Here is an 18450-nt window from a genome sequence, read left to right on the forward strand (position 1 = left end):
TTTAAATTTAAAAAAGGACTAAATTTGCCCTACGAATCGACACTTTGGACTAAATTTCTTGTATATTTGCAAGGCTTAATTTTTGCTTATAATCCCTATTTTGAAATTTTTTTAGTTCTATTTTTTGTGATTTTTTGGATTGGCTTTGTTTTTGGCGTGATTAAATTTAAAAAATCTCGCAAATTAGGCAAACAGACATTAAAATATAAATTTATCATCGCCGTTTGCGGAATTTTATTTCTCTTTGGTATTTTTATATATTTTTCCTGCTATTTTGCGATGTGGGCTGCATATATGGGAGTGTGACATTTCCACTTAAAACATAGCGAAAAATTCTAATTTACGAATTTGCTAATATTTAATAAAATTTATATTTCCATTTACTTTTATTTAATTTTTATTTAACTTCTGATATTATTCCAAAATTGTTAAAGAAAATTTCCGTTAAATTTTTTCAAAAAAGGATAATCAATGAGAAAAGTAGTTTTACTTTTAACCGCATTATTTTTGACAAATTCATTAAATGCTATAACTTCAAACGACAAAATTGCGTTGCTCCACATGGTGACAGAAGATTTAAGCAGTATCGATATTAGTAACACATATTGCGAACAAGCAATACTAGATTTTTACAGTATTGTTGCTAAAAAAGGCGAACAAAATGCAAAAATTGTAAAAAAATATAAAGAGTGCATGGCTCAAAAACCAAACTACGAAGTTGTAGAATAATCGATAAATTTTAGGGCTTATATGCAAAAGCATAAAGCCCTTTTTGTATCAGTACAACAATGCCTTATATAAATCGTCAAGCAATAAGTGCTTTCTATCGACTGTTCCTTTATAAAACGCTTCAAAAGTATCATCATAAACATCTTTGAAAAAATTTGTCGCACTTAGCTCGATGATTGTATCATTTATGACTTTAAGCAAATCAGTATTTCCCTTAACAACTCCTGCACAAACATAATCCAACCCGCCTATGCTTTTAACGCCCATTTCAAGGTCGTCATTATTAAGCGGAACAGCAGCATTAAGGATATTTGTATGTATATAGCCATCGCCTTCATCATCAGCTAATGCCTGACCACACTCTTTAACACTATTACAATACACGACTTCAAGTCCGTATTTTTGGGCATTTATTTGTAGCCAATCATCACTTGTAGTAGCTTTGGTTACTAGCATTCGCTTACCGCTTAAATCTTTTATATTTTCGATTTTATCTATTTTGCGAGTGATAACTGCTTGTGTGTTCGATAAATACGGCGTAGAAAAATCAACTTTTTTCGCCCGTTCAGGTGTTTTGGTGAAATTTGCCACGGCAATGTCGATTTCACCGCTTTCTAACATAGGAATTCTATCTTTTGCATTTAAAACAATAAACTCGATTTCACCATCTTCGCCAACAAGTTTTTTGGCGATTTCTTTGGCTAAGGAAACCTCAAAACCATCGCTTATTCCGTTTTCATCTTGGTTTGAAAATGGCGGAAGTTTTGCCCTTATGCCGATTTTAACTCTTTTAGATTCTTGAATTTCTTGCAACGACGCAGAAAAAACAAATGACGATAAAACAAACAATGAAATAAGTAACTTTTTCATAGCCGTCTCCTTAAACTAAAATCTATAACATTGTTGCATTTAGTGGCGAAATTATAGCAGAAAAAACAAAAAAAAAAAAAAACGATTTTTTAAATACAAGACAGCAACCGAATTTTAGGCACTTAAAATACTATAAAAAATATAATTAACTTTTTATTAATAAAATTTTTTTCAAATTTTTCATATTTTTTGTGAAATTATTCTACTTAGGATATCCAATATATGTTTAGCTATTGTTAAGCCCTTTGTTCGGTGCGAAATTTTTAGCTTTATTTCAAGCGGCAACTCGCCGATGGTTTGTGAAAAGCCCTCGGGAATAAACATAAAATCATACCCAAAGCCGTGATCTCCCCTTTCTTCGTTTATCACTTTTCCGTGCATAAATCCGTGTGCGCTAAATTCGCCGAATTTACTCGCAACGGCGATACAGGCAGTGTAAAATGCAGGACTTTGGCTCAAATTTAGCGAATTTAGTTCGCTAATTACCTTTGCGCGGTTGCTAGCGTCAGTGGCGTTTTCGCCACTATAACGAGCCGAAAAAATCCCCGGTCGCCAATCAATAGCTTCTACGCTGATACCGCTATCATCGCTTAGCACAACAAATTCATCTTGCAAATTTTTCTCTTTTAGTTTTTCAAAAACTGCCCTTGCCTTTATCAAAGCATTTTCCTTAAAAGTTTTTCCGTCTTCAACAATCTCAAAAGGCTCTAAAACTTCATTTAACGCATAAATTTCAAATTCATTGTAAAACTCTTTTATCTCTTTGACTTTTCCGTGATTTCCCGTTGCAAGTAAAATTTTCATGCTTTTCCTTTAAAAAATTTCGCATAATTTTACCCAAATTTAGTGATTTTTAGTTAAACATATACGATAGTAACAAATTTACAAAATATTTTAAATAAAATTTGGTAGAATTATAACTTAATTTTATCTCAAAAACGAAAGGTAATTAAAATGAAAAAACTTTTATTTTTTCTTGCTCTTGGAAGTTTTTTATATGCCGATCCTATAAAAGTCGCCATGGATAACGAATTTCCACCATTTGAATATCAAAAAGACGGCAACATTATAGGATTTGATGTTGATCTTGCAACAGAGATCTCAAAGAGAACAGGACTAGAATTTCAAATAGTCTATGTCCCTTACAATGACGCTTGTGCAGCCATAAATTCAGGTAGTGTCGATATAGGAATTTCAGCTTTTGCCACAGATGATGCCACGAAAGATTGCGACCATGGGCTTTCTTATTTTGAATCTTCGTATGTTTTTATCAAAAATAAAAATAGAGATGATATTAAAAATGCGGCTGATTTAAAGGATAAAAAGGTTGCTTACGATAGAGATAGTAGTGCAATGAAGGATTTTATAATTGATTTAGGGGCAAGACCGATTCCAAAAAGAGCAGGAACTATCATACCAAGTCTGCTTTCTTTAAGCGAAGGACAGGTTGATAGCGTTATGGTGTATGATTTAAATATGCCTGTTGTGCATGGCGACACAGAATTTTTAACACAAAATGATATAGATAAGTTAGAATTTATTAGTGGTGGGCTTGAAAGTTTTGCTGTTTTTGATAAACAACACGGATACGATAGCGAAACTTTTGCTATCTTCCCAAAAGACGGACGACACGAAGAGCTAAAAAAGAAAATAAATGGCGCCATTTTGTCGATGAGACAAGATGGTTTTATAAAAAAACTACTTGAAAAATATAAAATTAATTAGAAAATTTCATCTACGAATTTGCCGAATTTTCGGCAAATTCTCTCAAATTTAAAATTTTTTGTTATACCTGTCGCATAAAAGTAACAAATTTAGCTAAATTTTATTTTAAATTCATAAAAAGAGCTATTTTATCTTTTTATTTTCTTCTCATTTCTTTTTTATGAATTTAATTTCTATATTTTTTCATCTGAAATTTCTTATAAATTGGCTAAATTTAGAGATTTTTGTGAATTTTGACTAAAATCGTCTAATTTTTTCAAAACAAATGCTATAATATAAAAACAATTCCAAAAAGAAAGCGAGAAACGATAGATGAAAAAAGTTTTATTTTTGTTTCTGTTTGGTGGAAGTTTTTTATTTGCCGATACCATAAAAGTAGGTATGGATTATCAATATCCGCCATTTGAATACTTAGACCAAGCAGGAAATATCAAGGGCTTTGATGTTGATCTTGCTAACGAACTTGCAAAACGAGCAGGATTTCAAATCGAAATCGTTAAAATGGAATACGATGGCATTTGCGATGCCGTAAATGCAAAAAAAGTTGATATAGGAATTTCTGCTTTTGGAGACGATGAAGCCACAGCGGCTTGTGATCATGGAGTCTCATACTTTGAAAGCGAACTTCTTTTTGTAAAAGATAAAAGTCGAAAAGACATAAATGCTCCTGAGAATTTAGCTGGTAAAAAAGTTGCTTATGATGCCGATAGTAGCGTCTTAAAAGATATTGTTACTGCTTATGGCGGAAAAGCTGTTCCTAAAAAATCAGGAACCCTTGTTTTGACATTACTTTTGCTTCACGAAGGTAAAGTAGATAGTATAGTCTTGGATAGTTGCAATGCGCCTATTTTATATGGAAAGCTTGAAACTTTATCAGATGCCGATAGAAACAGGCTTGATTTAATCAGCGGCGGTTTGAATAACTTTGAAATTTATAATGTACAACCTGTTGATGATTCCGAAACTTTCGTCATTTTTCCAAAAGACGGTAGCCAAGAAGCTTTGAAAAATAAAATAAATGACGCAATCGTGCAAATGCGAAATGACGGAACTATACAAAATCTACTTAATAAATATGGTTTGAAATAATTGAATTTGCCGAAAAATTCGGCAAATTCGTTGAATTTAAATTTAAAAATTTATTGCAAAAATTCATTAAAAAAGTGGTATAATTTAAACTTGTAAAATCAATATAAGGATAAGATATGAAAAAGATAGTTTTTTCGCTCTTGTTTTTGACTTATTTCTTGTATGGTGAAGATTTAAAAATCGCTATTGACCCGACTTATCCGCCATTTGAATACAAAAATACAAACAATCAACTAGTCGGTTTTGATATTGAACTAATCGCAGCTATCGCCCAAAAAGCAGGTTTTAACTATACTTTTGTAGAAACAGCTCACGATAGCGCTTGCGGTGCTGTTAATGGAAAAAGCGTCGATATAGCAATTTCTGCTTTTACGCACGATAAATTTACACAAGATTGCGATTATAGCGATTCGTATTATAATCCAAGATTTATTTTTCTAAAAATTTCAGGAAGCCCCATAAATTCAACCGATGATTTAGTCGGTAAAAAAGTCGGCTATGTCGGAGATGATGTAGCAAAAGAGATGATAGAAGCTTTTGGTGCAAAGCCTATCAGACGAGATAGAAATGCGCTAATAAATTTATTTACCGCTATGCAAGACGGCAAAGCAGATGCTCTTTTAATTGATTCTAGAAGTATGCCTATACTTTCAAATGATTACGAACACATGAGCCAAGCCGATAAAGATAAACTTGTTGCGTATGAAAGTATGGGTTTTGATAAAAAATTAGAAATTTTTTATCAAGAAGATGTAGGCAGTGCTGAAACTTCTATTTTATTTCCAAATGATGGTTCAAAAAATGAACTAAAAGGTAGAATAAATAAGGCTATTTCGGAGCTTAAAAACGACGGAACAATTGATAATTTAATAAAAAAATATAATCTTTAAATTTAAAAAATCGCCCAAATTTACGGGCGATTAAATTTTTTACAACGGATTTTTATGATAAAAAATGTTTTACCTTTAAGTTTTATTGTCGCAACGAGATTTTTTGGGCTTTTTATAGTTCTGCCCGTTTTAAGCCTTTATGCTCTAAATTTGGACGGAGCAGACGAAAAACTAGTCGGTTTTTTAATCGGAATTTATGCCTTTATGCAAATGGCACTTCAAACTCCCTTTGGGATCCTAAGCGATAAAATCGGTCGCAAAAATGCCCTTGCTATCGGGCTTTTGATTTTTATCATTGGCTCTATCATTTGCGCTTATAGCAGCGGAATTTACACTATGATTTTTGGTCGCTGTTTGCAAGGCTGTGGGGCTGTTGGAGCCGTCGCCACCGCACTCATCAGCGATTTTACAAAAGAAGAAGAACGCGGCAAAGCTATGAGTATAATGGGCGCGATGATCGGCATAGCTTTTGCAAGCGCGATTGTTTTAAGCCCGATTTTAAGCGATAAATTCGGACTTTCTAGCATTTTTAATCTAAGCGCATTTTTGACTTTGATTTGTTTGATCTTGCTTTATGCAGTCGTCCCAAAAGAGCCAAAAATCACCACAAAAAGCGAAAAAACGCCATTTAGCGAGATTTTAAAAGACAAAAATTTACTGCTTTTAAATTTGAGCAACTTTTTGCAAAAAATGCTAATGACCACAGCATTTTTCATAATCCCTATCGTTTTGGTAAATAATCTTGGCTTTGATAAAAGTCAAATTTACAAAATTTACATTACGGCGATGATTTTTGGGCTAGTCGCTATGGGACTAAGTGGCGCACTTGGCGAAAAACGGGGCTTAGCAAAGGAAATTTTGCTAAGCGGCATTGCGTTTTTTATCGCTTCTTACGCACTTTTTGCCACAGAAAATTCGCTTAGCGTCTTTGTTATCGCCGTGATTTTATTTTTCATCGGATTTAACATGCACGAGCCGATTATGCAAAGCCTAGCGTCAAAATTTGCCAAATCACACCAAAAAGGCTCTGCACTTGGGGTTTTTAACTCATTTGGATTTTTAGGAAGCTTTGTGGGCGGCGTTTTTGGCGGCATTGCGTTAAAAGAGATCGGGCTTTTTTACCTTGCCCTTGTCGTGGTCGTTTTAGCCGTCATTTGGTTTATTTTACTTTTAAATTTGACAAATCCGATAATTTTTAAAAATTTATATTTCGATAAAAGCATAAAAGCCGATTTTACCGCACTTAGCGATACGCACGGCATCATCGAGTGCTACGAAACTGAAAAAAACTTCATCGTCAAATACAATAGAAAACGCATTAGCAAACACCAAATTTTAAAAAAATTAGGGCTAACTCGCTAAATTTGAAAGGAAAAAAATGCCAAATTTACCGAAATTTGAAGATACAATCGCAAATCTTAAAAAAAGCGTTACAAAATGGGATCGTATAGAAAAAATCGCCCTAACTCAGGCATTAGATAGAGTTCTAGCCACCGACATAATCGCCCCGCACGACCACCCAAAACAGCCAACCGCTGCTATGGACGGATATGCGCTTAAATTTAGCGATTTAAAAGAAAACGCTGAAATTAAAATTTTAGGCAAAACTCCGGCAGGAACGCAAAATTCGCTTCAAATTCATAACGGCGAGTGCATAAAAACCTTTACAGGCTCACTTATGGCTAAGGGTGCTGACACGCTCATACCTATCGAAAATGTCGAAGTCATTGGCGAATTTATCAAAGTTATAAAGCCTGTATCACAAGGCTTTGCCGTCAGAAAAACAGGCGAAAGCTACGCCAAAGGCGAAATCCTAATCAAAAAAGGAACACGCATAAACTACGCTGTAATCGGGCTTTTAGCCGAACTTGGCATTTCATATATAAGCGTTTTTGTTCGCCCCAAAGTCGCCGTTTTTTCCACCGGAAGCGAAATCAAAGAACTTGGCGAAAGCCTAGAAAACGGGGCACAAATTTATAGCTCAAATCACATAATGATTGCGAATTTAGTGCAAAAAATGGGCTGCGAAAGTATCATTTTGCCTGTTGTCAAAGACGAAAAAGAACTGCTTGAAAAATCCATAATCTCAGCGCTAAAAAGTGCAGACATAGTCCTTAGCACGGGCGGAGTGAGCGTGGGGGATTTTGATTTTGTCAAAGAAATCGTCAAAGAAAACTTCGAAATCATCGTCGATAAATCCGCCATAAAACCGGGTCGCCACATAAAAATCGCCAAAACCGGCGAAAAATACATTTTCGCGTTGCCGGGATTTCCGTTTTCTGCTGTGGTTACTTGCGTTTTATATTTGCGTGAGTTTTTAAATTCGGCTTTTGGAGTGAGCGAAGAGTGCGAAATTTCGGCGATTTTAGCAGAAGATTATGCCAAAAAATCGCCGTTTTTGGAATTTAGCGCCGTTAGTTTGATAAACGAAAACGGGCAAATTTACGCCACCACAAAAGGCAAAAGGCAAGGAAGTAGCGCGATTTTAAACAATCTTTTGCAAAACGCAAATTTGCTAGTTTGCCCCGCTGAGCGAAGCGATGGACTAAAAAAAGGCGAAATTGTAAAAATCATAAAAATGCCTTAAATTTTTGCAAATTGAACTTAGCCTAGCTTTGCACTAAATTTGCAACGATAGACAAACCCAAGTCTTATCTTATGCAAATTTAGTGCAAAATCGTCGGCATACGCATATCGAGTTTAAGTTGAATTATTTTTTAATTACTTCCATTGTCATTGCGAGTTTTTGCAAAGCAAAAACGAAGCAATCGCCAAAGTTTAAATTCCCAAACAATTTAATTTAAAATTTGCGTAGCAAATTTATTGTCAGAATTTACAATTATTTTGTCAAATTTATCACAATCTCGCCAAATTTAATAAAATTTTCTCCACGCTCGACTTTAAAATCGTCTTTAAATTCATGCACTTTTGCGTTTGCATAACCACTAAATTTATTACAAATCACGCCGTTTTTATAGGTCAAAATACTTTCGCTTAGAAATTCTTTATCTATAAATTTAGCCGGGATTATCCCAAAAACTTCACTTTTAACGCTATATAAAAAGCCCTTATCATCGGCGTAGTCGCCAATGACGACTTCAAATTTAACAAATTCGCTTCCGTCTGCAAATTTGCCAATCTCGCCGTCTTCAAACGAGCTTACAAACTCCAAATTTTCATACTGCAAAATCCACGCAAAATCACCGATATAGTATTCGCCTTTTTTCATAAATCGCCCTTAAATTCGCCATTTCCAAGCATTTCTTTGATTTTTTCTTTCACGCTTACTAAATCATCGCTTGAAAGAATTTCCCCCAAATTTTCGATTTCACCCACGCTTTTATCCCACCATTTAAGAGTTAAAAGCAAATTTATCATCTCATCGTCAAAGCGTTTTCGCACTAGCCGTGCGGGGTTTCCGGCGACTATGCTATACGGCGGTATTTCGCCACCCACTACGCTATTAGCGCCGATTATCACGCCATCGCCGATTTTAGCTCCCGGTAATATGAGCGAATTTTGCCCTATCCACACATCGTTTCCGACCACCGTGTCGCCCTTAATCGGCAGTTTATCAAGGCTCGGAGCGTCTTGCGAAAAGCCCTTAAAAATATAAAACGGAAATGTGCTAATACCGCCCATAGCGTGATTTGCTCCGTTCATCATAAACTCCACCCCAAAACCTATTTGACAAAATTTGCCGATGATTAGCCTATCGCCGATGAAATCATAATGGTGCGTAACCTGCCTCTCAAAATCCTGCCCAGCATAGTAGCTAAATTCGCCCACGATTATATTTTTATTTTTAATAGTAGGCTTAATGTAAGTTACGCTTTCTAAGCCTGATTTTAAGGGGAAAATTTCGTTTGGATTTGGAAAATTATTACTCATTTTCTTCCTTTAAACCGACCTTTTTTTTTAAAATTTTTTTCCAAAATATAAACTCAACAATAGTCTCAATAAAGAATACAAATAGAAAAAACATTGGAATAATAATTATAATACCAGCCGACCCAGCCGCCATAATAGCGTGTTCAATTGGCTCACTATCAAGCAAAGCCAATAGTCCCAATAAAATGGACAAAAGATAAAAAAAATGCAATAATGCCGAAAGTTTGAAATCAATATAATCTGTCATCAAATATGCTTTTGCAATCAGCAAAAAACCTAAAATTGGCAAAATAGCTATAAATTTCGCATACTCTTTAATATAATCCAAATAACCAAACGAAATCCAATATAATGAAATTAGCGTAATTCCTACGATAAGTATTTTAAAAAGATTTGCTTTGTTGCTGTTTTTTAAAAATATTTTAAATTTAAAAGCCCTTATCAAATAAATCACAAAATAAGACAAGGCAAAATAAAATTCAAATTTGCTAGAAAACGAAAGAAAAAACGGAATAAATGCTATAGCAAAAAATAATGAAACAAAAATTTGCAAAATTGACAAATTTTTAATCACTTTTGAATTTTTTAATTCTAATGGGTAAATTTTATTTTGGTTTAAAATACTATTTTGCATTAAATTTACCCATAAATTTTCTTTAAATTCCCCAAATTTGCACTTGTATTTAGTAAAAGTAGGTCAGCTAAAATCAGCCGTAAAAGTGCCGTGCAGACGACACTGCCACGCACTCCGATACAAGGGTCGTGGCGACCACGAAGCGAACAAATCGTTTCATCGCCGTTTTTATCAATCGTCGGCTGGTCGACAAAAATGCTAGGGGTCGGCTTAAAATGTGTTTTTATAATGATTTGCTCCCCTGTTGTGATACCGCCAAGAATGCCCCCTGCGTGGTTTGATTTAAAACCATTTTTATCCATAAAATCATTATTTTGTGAGCCAAATTTGCATGAGCTTTCCACGCCGTCGCCAATCTCTACGGCTTTTACGCCGTTTAGCCCCATGTAAGCTCCACCGATTAACGCGTCAATTTTAGCATAAAGTGGCTCTCCAAGCCCCTTTGGCACGCCATTTGCGATTGTTAGCACACTAGCGCCCACGCTCTCGCCTTTTTTCTTTAAATTTGCGATTAGCTCTTTTTGCAAATTCTCCGCGCCCTTATCAAGTGCGAAAATCTCGCTATTATCGGCATTTTCGAAGTCTAAATTCTCAGCCTTTATTTCACCTACGCTTAAAACTCCGCTTTTCACGCTCACGCCAAATTCATTTAAAAGCATCTGCGCAAACGCGCCACCTGCGACCCTTATCGCCGTTTCTCTTGCCGAGCTTCTGCCCCCGCCTCTGTGATCCCTAATGCCGTATTTAGCAAAATAGCCAAAATCAGCGTGTCCCGGGCGAAAAAGCTCTTTTAAATTTTCATAGTCTTTTGAGTGCTGATTTGCGTTGTAAATCACAAATCCAATGGGCGCTCCCGTGCTAAGCCCATCGAAAACGCCACTTAAAATCTGCACCTCATCGCTTTCTTTGCGAGAAGTGGCAAATTTACCGCCGGGTTTGCGTCTGTCTAGTTCGGCTTGTAAAAATTTAGTATCGATTTTCACGCCCGCCGGAAAGCCGTCCAAAACGCCACCAATCGCCACGCCGTGGCTCTCCCCAAAAGTCGTAAGCCTGAGTTTTATACCTAGTGTGTTCATATCAAATCTCCGTTATAAAATATCTGTGAATTTTGGCGGATTTTTATCTATCAGCCATTTAAAATAGTTTTGGTCTATGTTAAATACGGTTTGACCTTCCATTTGCTGTCTTGTAATCCAGTTTAAATCATCGTCAGCGATATTTGAAATATCCACAAACGCAACCTGCCCGTTAAATAAATCAAAATGTAAAACAAGAGTTTGAATTTTACTCTCGGCAAAAACTCGTTTTGCTTCTAAGACCTTGTGCTGTTTTATGTCGTTTATGCCCTGAAACCCGCTTTGAACTTCAATTCTATAAGCATTAAATTCTAAATCAGCCTTTGGCGTTCTTTTAAAAGAATCCAAGCTATCAAATTTATCATCGCCTATGTTTTTTATTTGCGAAATTTTGACTTCAAAAATCTCAGTAATCGCACCTTTAAAAAATTCAAGACTCAAAAACCCGCGCATCCAACTAAAATAAACTTCTTCTTTCCGTCTGCCTTGATTGTTTAATTTATTTAAAATTCCGTTATTTTTGAGCTTCTCAAAGGTTGCAAACAGATTATTTTGCAAAAATTTATCAATATCGCACGGATTATAATAAATTTCATTTATTTTCGTAAAAATTTCACATAGTCTATCATTTAGGCTTCCGATATAAGCAAAATCAACACTCGCTTCAATATCTTTTGCCGATAAAAAATTTTTAAAATCTACCTTTGATGAAAAGCCAAGTTTTTTTCTGTATTCTTTAAAATCGTCGCTACTAAACATAATTTTCTCCTAAAAACTCTATAACCGATTTTGACAAAGCAATGCTAAGAAGCGGTGGCACGGCATTTCCAATTTGTAGTCTTTTTGACTGGTCGCTTCCACAAAAAGCGTAATCATCAGGGAAACTTTGAAGCCTAGCACCTTCTCTAATGCTAAGTGCTCTTGAATCTCGCGGGTGGATACAACGAGAGCTTGACGGCGTGGCGAAATTGCGTGTGATTGTAGGTGCGGGGCGATTCCACCACATTTTGGCATAAGTGTTTGTATAGCCTGATTTTGGGCGAATTTCGCTTGGCAAATCGTCCTTGCACTCGCCGTCTTTTAGCGTTTGCATGATTTTGATTAAATTTGGATTGTTTTTTGGGCTAGAATGCTCGGTTAAATTTGATGAATTTCTAACAAATTTTAAAAATTCATTGTTTGGTGCGTGGCGATAGGCTTTTTCATTTCCGTTTTCGCCACTCCCAATAATCGGCAAATCATCAATGGCTTCTTTTAATGATATAAAATTTGATAAATCTCGCTCGTTTTCGCCGTGTGTGGGGCGTGGAAATTTAAATTCGCCCTTTTTTGTGCCGACAAGCAAAACTCGCTCTCTGATTTGCGGAACACCAAATTCGGCAGCATTTAAAATTTTATAATCCGTTTTATAGCCCAAATTTTCAAACTCAGCACAAATTTGTTTAAATAATTTTCCGCCCTGCATAGATAAAATTCCCCTAACATTTTCGAAAATAAACATTTTTGGGGATAAAATTTTTAAAATTCGCAAATATTCTTTAAATAAATTTGCTCTGCTATCCATTTGCCTTTTGCCAAGTGTCGAGTAGCTTTGGCACGGCGGACCGCCTAACAAAATGTCGATTTGTCCGAATTTTTCGATTTCATTTTGGCTTAAATTCGCTATATCTTTGCATAAAATAGCCGTGTTTTTGTGATTTGCTTTGTATGAATTTACGGCGTCTTTGTCTATGTCGTTAGCAAAAACTATTTCAAATTTATCGTTTTTGCTAAAACCATAGCTAAGCCCGCCGGCTCCACAAAAAATATCAGCTATTTTGTAGGTCATTTAACAGCTCCTTTACTATGGATTTGGCATTTTAAGCATGTTAAAAAATGTTTTATTTCTTATTTTTGCTATGCTTATTAAATCCTGTATTGAAAGTAAAGTTACAAAAATATCTTGTCTATCCGTATTTTTTGGAGAAAATGAAATTGTTCCTTCATAGCTTCCGTTTGCGTATGGGATTTCTTTAAATGTTCCTTTATTTTGACCCTTTTCTTCTTTTTTTATATCATCTATATCGGCTATAATGTAACCAAAAAATTTACAATTATTTGGTTCAAAATGAATACCTGACGGCGTTTTATGGTTGTCATAAATTTTTGCTGCGTATTCTTGTATTTGGTTAATCATCTTACCAGTATTATGGGCTTTTGTTGGTTTCTTTAATTCTAATAACACAATTTGCATAGGAGATTCTTGATTATCGAAGTATGGATAAAATAAAAAATCTACGGCATTTTCCCCTTGCTTAGCATTATGAGCTTCCATAAAATAAGAAAACTTATCATCTAAAAGCCATAAATTATGATTTGCTAAATCTAAATTTTCGCACTTTCTATCTGTTAGCAACTGATGAAAATCATTTTCATTAAATTTACTATTACCAAGCATTTGCTCTAATGCTATTAATACTCTTTCTCTATGTTTTATATATAAATACAATGCTGATTTTTGCAATCTCTCATCTAGTTGCTCGTTTTTATTTGATAACCAAAAATTTTTTTCAACTTCTCCTTTTGACATAATTGCAGAATTCACAAAATCATTTTCTTCTTCTATTTTTACACCACTTATGTCATCATATTTTGGCATAAATTCAGATAAAAAAGGAAATTTATTTTTAGCTTTTGAAAGATTTTTTTGAGATAGCTCTTTTTGCTCTTTTATCTCTTTATTAAATTTTTTATCTAAATAATTCGATATAGATTGTTCCAATTCATCTTTAATATCTTTAATATCTGCACTTAATCCATTTGGAGTAATTCTTTCATCTAGTATAGTAGAAGAAATATACAAACGATTTTTGTAATTTTCTATATTTTTACTATATGCGATTTCTGTATCAATTAATAATCTATGTGCTATTAATTTAATTTCAAATTTATTTGAATTTATTTCCAACATCTTTGCTTCATATTGATTATCTCCTATGTTAATATAAAAATCTTCATTTTTGGCAGAATCTAGATTTACGATTTTTTGCTCTCCATTAAATTCTAACAAAATTGTTAATTCAGCAAAATCGTGTATCAAAAATACAAAATTATCTAAAATCCAATCAGAAAGTAATTGCAAATTATTTTTAAATTTATCAGAAAATGTTTTCATATATTGTTTATTCACAACCATTTCTATTTTAGTATTGTTTTTTTCATCTTTATTCACAGAATCAATATATAAGCCAAGAGAAGCTGGATACGAAAAAGATGAAAATTTATTATTGTTAGTAGTTTGTATAGTAATTTGATTTGCATAATAAACAAATACTAGTCTCCCCAATCCTTTTGTTGGTAACCGATGATTTATTTTAGTTTCATTGCTACTACCCAAATCAAACAACATTTCCTTGTCTATTTCGCTAAATCCTATCCCATTATCTTCTATAACAATAATTCCACCGTTTTGATTTTCTTGTATCTTAATGTGTATTTTTGCTTGATAGCTTTCTTCTTTAAATGTCTCTTTTTGTATTATACAAGCGTGAATTGAATTCGATATGGCTTCTCTTAAAATCAATTCAACACCATTGTGTTTATTTTTATAAAATTTTTCAGCCATATTTTTTAAATTTACAAATGATTGTTGTTTATCTAATTTCATAGTTGCTCCATTTTGTTCATAAATTTTATGTTGATAATCGAAATTTTACCTTAATCTCTTCCGATTTTCTCTAAAATCTCAATCGCAATCTTTGCTGCCTTTTGTTCGGCCTCTTTTTTACTTTTGCCAACTGCACGGGATAGTTCTTTATCGCCCAAAATCACAGCCATTTCAAACTCTTTCATGTGATCTGGACCCTTTGAGCCGATTAAGCGGTATTCAGGTGTAACGCCAAATTCGCCCTGTGTTAGCTCTTGGAGTGCAGTCTTGTGATCTTTTAAAAGCGTTTTTGGATCTATTTTTGGATAAATTTCTTCTAAAATTCTAACGGCGATTTCCTTACACGGCTCAATCCCGCTTTCTAAATAAATCGCCCCAAAAATCGCTTCAAAAGCGTCAGAAAGCAAAGAATCCTTGCTTCTTCCGCCGTTTTTCTCTTCGGCTTGCGAAAGGATTAAATTTTCACCCAAATTTAGCAAATTTGCAAATTTTGAAAAGCTTTTTTCATTTACCAAAGCAGCGCGAAGCTTGCTAAGATCGCCTTCTGATGTGTTTAGCTTTTTAAAAAGATACTCAGCCACGACCAAATCCATAACCGCATCGCCTAGGAATTCCAAGCGTTCGTTGTTATATCCTGCATTTGAACTTTTGTGCGTAAGCGCCGCCTTTAAAAGCTTTGTGTCTTTAAATTTATAACCCAATTTTTCTTGTAAGATTTCCAAATTCATTGATTTGCCTTTTTTAAATTTTCTGCTTGATTCCTTGCTAAGCGGTCACACTCTTCATTTTGTGGGTGTCCGGCATGACCTTTTACCCAAAAAGCCGTGATTTTATGGGCTTTTGCGACTTCTAAATACTCCAACCACAACGGCACATTTTTTACATTTTTGAAATTCTTTTTTATCCAGCCATCTAGCCACAAATTTATAGAATTTGCCACATAGCTACTATCTGTATAAAGCTCGACAATGCAAGGCTCTTTAAGCGCTTTTAAGCCCATTATGGCGGCTGTTAGCTCCATTTGATTATTTGTTGTTTCAGACTTTGCGCCACTTTGGGATTTTTTAAATTTGCCGTATTCTAAAATATACGCCCAACCGCCAACGCCCGGATTCCCCAGACAGCTTCCGTCGCTAAAAAGTTTGACTGATTTCAATGCGTTTTTCCGTGATTTTTGGGATAATGCAGGAAGTATCTAGTTTGTGGCAAATCGGACAGCGATAGAAAAAGAGCGGGATTGTATTTTTGCACTCGGTGCAGACAAACTCAAAGGCTAAATCAGTGTTTAAATTTGATTTTTTAAGCTCTCTTAGGGCATTTATTTCAAAAAATTTGCTCTTTTGCGAATTTTTGCTAAGCCCCTTTGCACCGAAAAACGCCGCATACTCGCTATCTTCTAAATTTACGGCTTCTTTAAAATCGTTTAACATATCCACGCATTTTTCAAGCGGCGGAAATTTGCTTAAATTTGCAAACGGCTCTTTGTGTTGCAAACAAAGCTCCAAGGCAAATCTTGGTGCATTTTTAAAGCCGTTTTCAAGTCGCAAAATCTCATTTATTTTCTCGCTAAACGGCATTTTTACATTGTTTGCGATGATTTGCGATTTTATATAGTCTGTTTCGCTTCTAGTATCGGCTCCTAGCTCCCTTAGCGCGTCTAAAACTTCAAGCGCACGATCGAATTTTTTAAGTTTTTCATAAATCACGCTTAGATGAGTTAGGCTCTCTGTGTTTCGTGGGCTAAGTTTCAAGCTTTCTAAAAAAACCTCTTCTGCACGACCTAAAAATCCTGCTTTGAAATAAATTTTCCCCAAATTTGTAAGGATAAATCTTTTTTCTTTGTTTGAATTTACCTTTTCAAGGGCGATGAGATAAACGCTTATGGCTTTTTCGTAATCCCCGCTTTTGGCAAATGTAAGGGCTAAAAAGCCAAGCGTATCGGCTCCTACTTGCAAATTTTGCAAGATTTTTTTATGCTCGTCATCAAGCCCGTTAGAAATATCAAATTTTTTGATAAATTTTTCGATATTTTCTTGTTCGTTATTTTTGCTAAAAATCCCCCACAAGTAGCTTAACACCGCAACCAGCAAAATAATGCTAATCAAAACAATCAAACCAAAAATCGGATCTCGATACTCTACAAAAAAATTTTCCACCTAAAATTCCTAAAAAAATTCAAAAGGATTATAGCAAATCTTGTGTATAATTTGGCTTATGATTAAAGAAGAAAGCATAGAACGGCTACTTAGCATTGTTGATATTGTTGAAGTTGTAGAAAGATATGTGCCTTTGAAGCGTTCAGGGCGAAATTCTGTTGGAATTTGCCCGTTTCACGACGATAGAAACCCGAGCATGAGCGTAAATTCGCAAATGGGAATTTTTCACTGCTTTTCGTGCAAGGCAGGTGGAAATGCGATAAAATTTATAATGGAATATGAAAAAATTTCCTACCCCGAAGCCATAGAAAAACTCGCCGCAAGTGTCGGTTTTACGCTAGAATACGAAAATAACCATTTTGGCGAAACTAAAAAAGAGAGCAAAAAAATTTTAGAGCTTTTAAACGGATACTATCAAAATTTGCTCTATTCGAACCAAGAAGCGCTGAATTATCTATATTCGCGTGGCATAACCGATGAGCTTATTCGCAAATTTGGCATAGGTTGGGCTCCTGCGTCGCAAAATACGATTAGATTGCTTGAAAACGAAGAAATCGAGCCTAGTGAAGCCCTAAATGTCGGCGCGATAAAACAAAACGAACGGGGCTTTTACGCTAGTTTTACAGAACGCATTACATTTCCAATTTGCAATCACACAGGGCGTTTGGTGGGTTTTGGGGGACGAACCATTTCAAATCACCCTGCAAAATATGTAAATTCGCCACAATGCTCCGTTTTTGATAAATCTCGCATTTTTTACGCTTTTGATTTGGCTAAAAAATCGGCTTATGATAAAAAAGAGCTTATCATCACAGAAGGCTATATGGATGTCATAATGCTTCACAAAGCAGGATTTACAAACGCTGTGGCGGTTTTAGGCACGGCTTTAACTGAGCTTCATTTGCCGCTTATTAAAAGGGGAAATTTTAAAGTTATCCTTAGTTTTGACGGCGATAGCGCAGGAATCAATGCAGCCGTAAAATCGGCAAAACTTCTTAGCACAAACGGCATAGATAGCGGTGTTGTCATCATACAAGATGGATTAGATCCTGCTGATATGGTATTTCGTGGTGAAATAAAAAAACTAAAAGAAATTTATGCAAATTCGGTAGAAAGCGGGGAATTTTTGATTAGAAATATCGTTAAAAATTACGACATCTTACGCCCGATAGTAAAAAATCAAGCCTTAAATGAAATCATAGCCTATACTAACACGCTAAATCCGATTGTAGCGGGATCGTATCAGGATTTGGTAGCAAATTTGCTAAAAATTCCGATAAATTCGTTTAGGCTTACCAAAAATTCGCAACAAAACACAAATTTTAGCGAATTTAAAAACGAAAAAACTCAAAATTCGGTGCAAAATGGTGCATTTTCACGCCAAAAAGATATAAACGAGTTGCAAATTTTAAAATCAATGGTTTTAAACAAAGATTATTTGCAACTTTTTTATGATTACGGCGAAAATGATGATTTTAAGGCGCATAAAGATTTGCTTGGCATAGTTTTATCGGGCGATGAAAATGACGAAAACAAGGCGATTTTTCGCAATCTTGCACTCGATGAAAATATTTTGGAATTTAGCGAAGATGATAAATTTATCATGGCACTTAAAATTCTGCGTGAAAATCGCTATCGAGACGAAATCGAAATTCTAAAACGCTCAGATGATCCGGATAAATTAAGCAAAATAATGAAGCTTGAAAATCTCATACGAGCGTTAAAATCAAAAAAATTAAGGTAA

General features: G+C 34.8%; 20 protein-coding genes. 8 read left to right on the forward strand and 12 right to left on the reverse strand.

The annotated features are described in order from the left end of the window. The first annotated feature begins 24 nt into the window (after nucleotides 1–24). Together PF026_RS06395 and PF026_RS06400 are read left to right on the forward strand one after the other, a co-directional pair. Nucleotides 25–306 (forward strand): hypothetical protein, encoded by a 282-nt coding sequence (locus PF026_RS06395; protein WP_270863669.1) that lies wholly within the window; start codon nucleotides 25–27, stop codon nucleotides 304–306. 165 nt (nucleotides 307–471) lie between these two features. Then, entirely contained in the window at nucleotides 472–729 is a 258-nt protein-coding gene (locus tag PF026_RS06400) for a hypothetical protein (RefSeq protein ID WP_270863670.1), read from the forward strand. Nucleotides 730–777: 48 nt separating this feature from the next. Here the strand turns inward: PF026_RS06400 and PF026_RS06405 are convergent, their stop codons facing one another. Together PF026_RS06405 and PF026_RS06410 are read right to left on the reverse strand one after the other, a co-directional pair. Continuing rightward, the gene (locus PF026_RS06405; RefSeq protein ID WP_270863671.1) at nucleotides 778–1599 is read right to left on the reverse strand and encodes a transporter substrate-binding domain-containing protein; all 822 of its coding nucleotides are present in this window, start codon (nucleotides 1597–1599) and stop codon (nucleotides 778–780) included. Nucleotides 1600–1779: 180 nt separating this feature from the next. Beyond that, entirely contained in the window at nucleotides 1780–2403 is a 624-nt protein-coding gene (locus PF026_RS06410; RefSeq protein WP_270863672.1) for a non-canonical purine NTP pyrophosphatase, read from the reverse strand. 150 nt (nucleotides 2404–2553) lie between these two features. Between PF026_RS06410 and PF026_RS06415 the strand changes: the two genes are divergently transcribed. The 5 genes from PF026_RS06415 (at nucleotide 2554) to PF026_RS06435 (ending at nucleotide 7890) form a co-directional block, all read left to right on the forward strand. Beyond that, on the forward strand, nucleotides 2554–3324 hold the full coding sequence (locus PF026_RS06415; protein ID WP_270863673.1) for a substrate-binding periplasmic protein: 771 nt from the start codon (nucleotides 2554–2556) through the stop codon (nucleotides 3322–3324). 312 nt (nucleotides 3325–3636) lie between these two features. Next, nucleotides 3637–4413 carry a substrate-binding periplasmic protein gene (locus tag PF026_RS06420; RefSeq protein WP_270863674.1) on the forward strand — a complete coding sequence of 259 codons (777 nt, stop codon included), beginning with the start codon at nucleotides 3637–3639 and terminating at the stop codon, nucleotides 4411–4413. A gap of 116 nt (nucleotides 4414–4529) precedes the next feature. Beyond that, nucleotides 4530–5303, forward strand: a complete 774-nt coding sequence (locus PF026_RS06425; protein ID WP_270863675.1) for a transporter substrate-binding domain-containing protein — start codon at nucleotides 4530–4532, stop codon at nucleotides 5301–5303. A gap of 54 nt (nucleotides 5304–5357) precedes the next feature. After that, nucleotides 5358–6665, forward strand: a complete 1308-nt coding sequence (locus tag PF026_RS06430) for an MFS transporter (RefSeq protein WP_270863676.1) — start codon at nucleotides 5358–5360, stop codon at nucleotides 6663–6665. Nucleotides 6666–6681: 16 nt separating this feature from the next. Further along, nucleotides 6682–7890, forward strand: coding sequence for a molybdopterin molybdotransferase MoeA (locus PF026_RS06435; protein ID WP_270863677.1), 1209 nt, complete (start codon nucleotides 6682–6684; stop codon nucleotides 7888–7890). A 252-nt stretch (nucleotides 7891–8142) separates the two neighbouring features. On the opposite strand, the gene PF026_RS06440 is transcribed toward PF026_RS06435, so the two are convergent. The 10 genes from PF026_RS06440 to PF026_RS06485 all read right to left on the reverse strand — a co-directional run bounded on the left by PF026_RS06440 (nucleotide 8143) and on the right by PF026_RS06485 (nucleotide 16706). Beyond that, nucleotides 8143–8532, reverse strand: coding sequence for a hypothetical protein (locus tag PF026_RS06440; protein WP_270863678.1), 390 nt, complete (start codon nucleotides 8530–8532; stop codon nucleotides 8143–8145). Then, complete coding sequence (locus PF026_RS06445) at nucleotides 8529–9194, reverse strand: CatB-related O-acetyltransferase (RefSeq protein ID WP_270863679.1); 666 nt, start codon at nucleotides 9192–9194, stop codon at nucleotides 8529–8531. Before PF026_RS06445 ends, PF026_RS06440 begins: the two co-directional genes overlap by 4 nt. Further along, nucleotides 9187–9648, reverse strand: a complete 462-nt coding sequence (locus PF026_RS06450; protein ID WP_270870400.1) for a hypothetical protein — start codon at nucleotides 9646–9648, stop codon at nucleotides 9187–9189. Before PF026_RS06450 ends, PF026_RS06445 begins: the two co-directional genes overlap by 8 nt. 185 nt (nucleotides 9649–9833) lie before the next feature. Further along, nucleotides 9834–10904 carry a chorismate synthase gene (gene aroC, locus PF026_RS06455; RefSeq protein ID WP_270863681.1) on the reverse strand — a complete coding sequence of 357 codons (1071 nt, stop codon included), beginning with the start codon at nucleotides 10902–10904 and terminating at the stop codon, nucleotides 9834–9836. A 12-nt stretch (nucleotides 10905–10916) separates the two neighbouring features. Further along, on the reverse strand, nucleotides 10917–11663 hold the full coding sequence (locus PF026_RS06460; RefSeq protein WP_270863682.1) for a restriction endonuclease: 747 nt from the start codon (nucleotides 11661–11663) through the stop codon (nucleotides 10917–10919). Continuing rightward, nucleotides 11656–12732 (reverse strand): DNA cytosine methyltransferase, encoded by a 1077-nt coding sequence (locus PF026_RS06465; RefSeq protein WP_270863683.1) that lies wholly within the window; start codon nucleotides 12730–12732, stop codon nucleotides 11656–11658. The genes PF026_RS06460 and PF026_RS06465 overlap by 8 nt, the downstream gene beginning before the upstream one ends. A 15-nt stretch (nucleotides 12733–12747) precedes the next feature. Further along, nucleotides 12748–14550 (reverse strand): ATP-binding protein, encoded by a 1803-nt coding sequence (locus PF026_RS06470; protein WP_270863684.1) that lies wholly within the window; start codon nucleotides 14548–14550, stop codon nucleotides 12748–12750. A 50-nt stretch (nucleotides 14551–14600) separates the two neighbouring features. Continuing rightward, complete coding sequence (gene rnc, locus PF026_RS06475) at nucleotides 14601–15278, reverse strand: ribonuclease III (RefSeq protein WP_270863685.1); 678 nt, start codon at nucleotides 15276–15278, stop codon at nucleotides 14601–14603. Next, a complete protein-coding gene (rnhA, locus tag PF026_RS06480; protein ID WP_270863686.1) occupies nucleotides 15275–15706 on the reverse strand; it encodes a ribonuclease HI in 432 nt (143 codons plus the stop codon). The genes rnc and rnhA overlap by 4 nt, the downstream gene beginning before the upstream one ends. Continuing rightward, complete coding sequence (locus PF026_RS06485) at nucleotides 15684–16706, reverse strand: tetratricopeptide repeat protein (RefSeq protein ID WP_270870399.1); 1023 nt, start codon at nucleotides 16704–16706, stop codon at nucleotides 15684–15686. The genes rnhA and PF026_RS06485 overlap by 23 nt, the downstream gene beginning before the upstream one ends. Before the next feature lie 40 nt (nucleotides 16707–16746). Between PF026_RS06485 and dnaG the strand changes: the two genes are divergently transcribed. Continuing rightward, nucleotides 16747–18450, forward strand: coding sequence for a DNA primase (dnaG, locus tag PF026_RS06490; protein ID WP_270870398.1), 1704 nt, complete (start codon nucleotides 16747–16749; stop codon nucleotides 18448–18450).

The organism is Campylobacter sp. CS_NA3 (genome assembly GCF_027797495.1).
Taxonomy (GTDB): domain Bacteria; phylum Campylobacterota; class Campylobacteria; order Campylobacterales; family Campylobacteraceae; genus Campylobacter_B.

Bases quoted from the DNA above. Each gene is read 5' to 3' on its own strand.
- aroC (WP_270863681.1), bottom strand. From the start codon at position 10,904: ATGAACACACTAGGTATAAAACTCAGGCTTACGACTTTTGGGGAGAGC.
- rnc (WP_270863685.1), bottom strand. From the start codon at position 15,278: ATGAATTTGGAAATCTTACAAGAAAAATTGGGTTATAAATTTAAAGAC.
- PF026_RS06460 (WP_270863682.1), bottom strand. From the start codon at position 11,663: ATGTTTAGTAGCGACGATTTTAAAGAATACAGAAAAAAACTTGGCTTT.
- PF026_RS06430 (WP_270863676.1), top strand. From the start codon at position 5,358: ATGATAAAAAATGTTTTACCTTTAAGTTTTATTGTCGCAACGAGATTT.
- PF026_RS06415 (WP_270863673.1), top strand. From the start codon at position 2,554: ATGAAAAAACTTTTATTTTTTCTTGCTCTTGGAAGTTTTTTATATGCC.
- PF026_RS06405 (WP_270863671.1), bottom strand. From the start codon at position 1,599: ATGAAAAAGTTACTTATTTCATTGTTTGTTTTATCGTCATTTGTTTTT.
- PF026_RS06420 (WP_270863674.1), top strand. From the start codon at position 3,637: ATGAAAAAAGTTTTATTTTTGTTTCTGTTTGGTGGAAGTTTTTTATTT.
- PF026_RS06410 (WP_270863672.1), bottom strand. From the start codon at position 2,403: ATGAAAATTTTACTTGCAACGGGAAATCACGGAAAAGTCAAAGAGATA.
- PF026_RS06435 (WP_270863677.1), top strand. From the start codon at position 6,682: ATGCCAAATTTACCGAAATTTGAAGATACAATCGCAAATCTTAAAAAA.
- PF026_RS06400 (WP_270863670.1), top strand. From the start codon at position 472: ATGAGAAAAGTAGTTTTACTTTTAACCGCATTATTTTTGACAAATTCA.
- PF026_RS06445 (WP_270863679.1), bottom strand. From the start codon at position 9,194: ATGAGTAATAATTTTCCAAATCCAAACGAAATTTTCCCCTTAAAATCA.
- PF026_RS06470 (WP_270863684.1), bottom strand. From the start codon at position 14,550: ATGAAATTAGATAAACAACAATCATTTGTAAATTTAAAAAATATGGCT.
- PF026_RS06425 (WP_270863675.1), top strand. From the start codon at position 4,530: ATGAAAAAGATAGTTTTTTCGCTCTTGTTTTTGACTTATTTCTTGTAT.
- PF026_RS06440 (WP_270863678.1), bottom strand. From the start codon at position 8,532: ATGAAAAAAGGCGAATACTATATCGGTGATTTTGCGTGGATTTTGCAG.
- PF026_RS06465 (WP_270863683.1), bottom strand. From the start codon at position 12,732: ATGACCTACAAAATAGCTGATATTTTTTGTGGAGCCGGCGGGCTTAGC.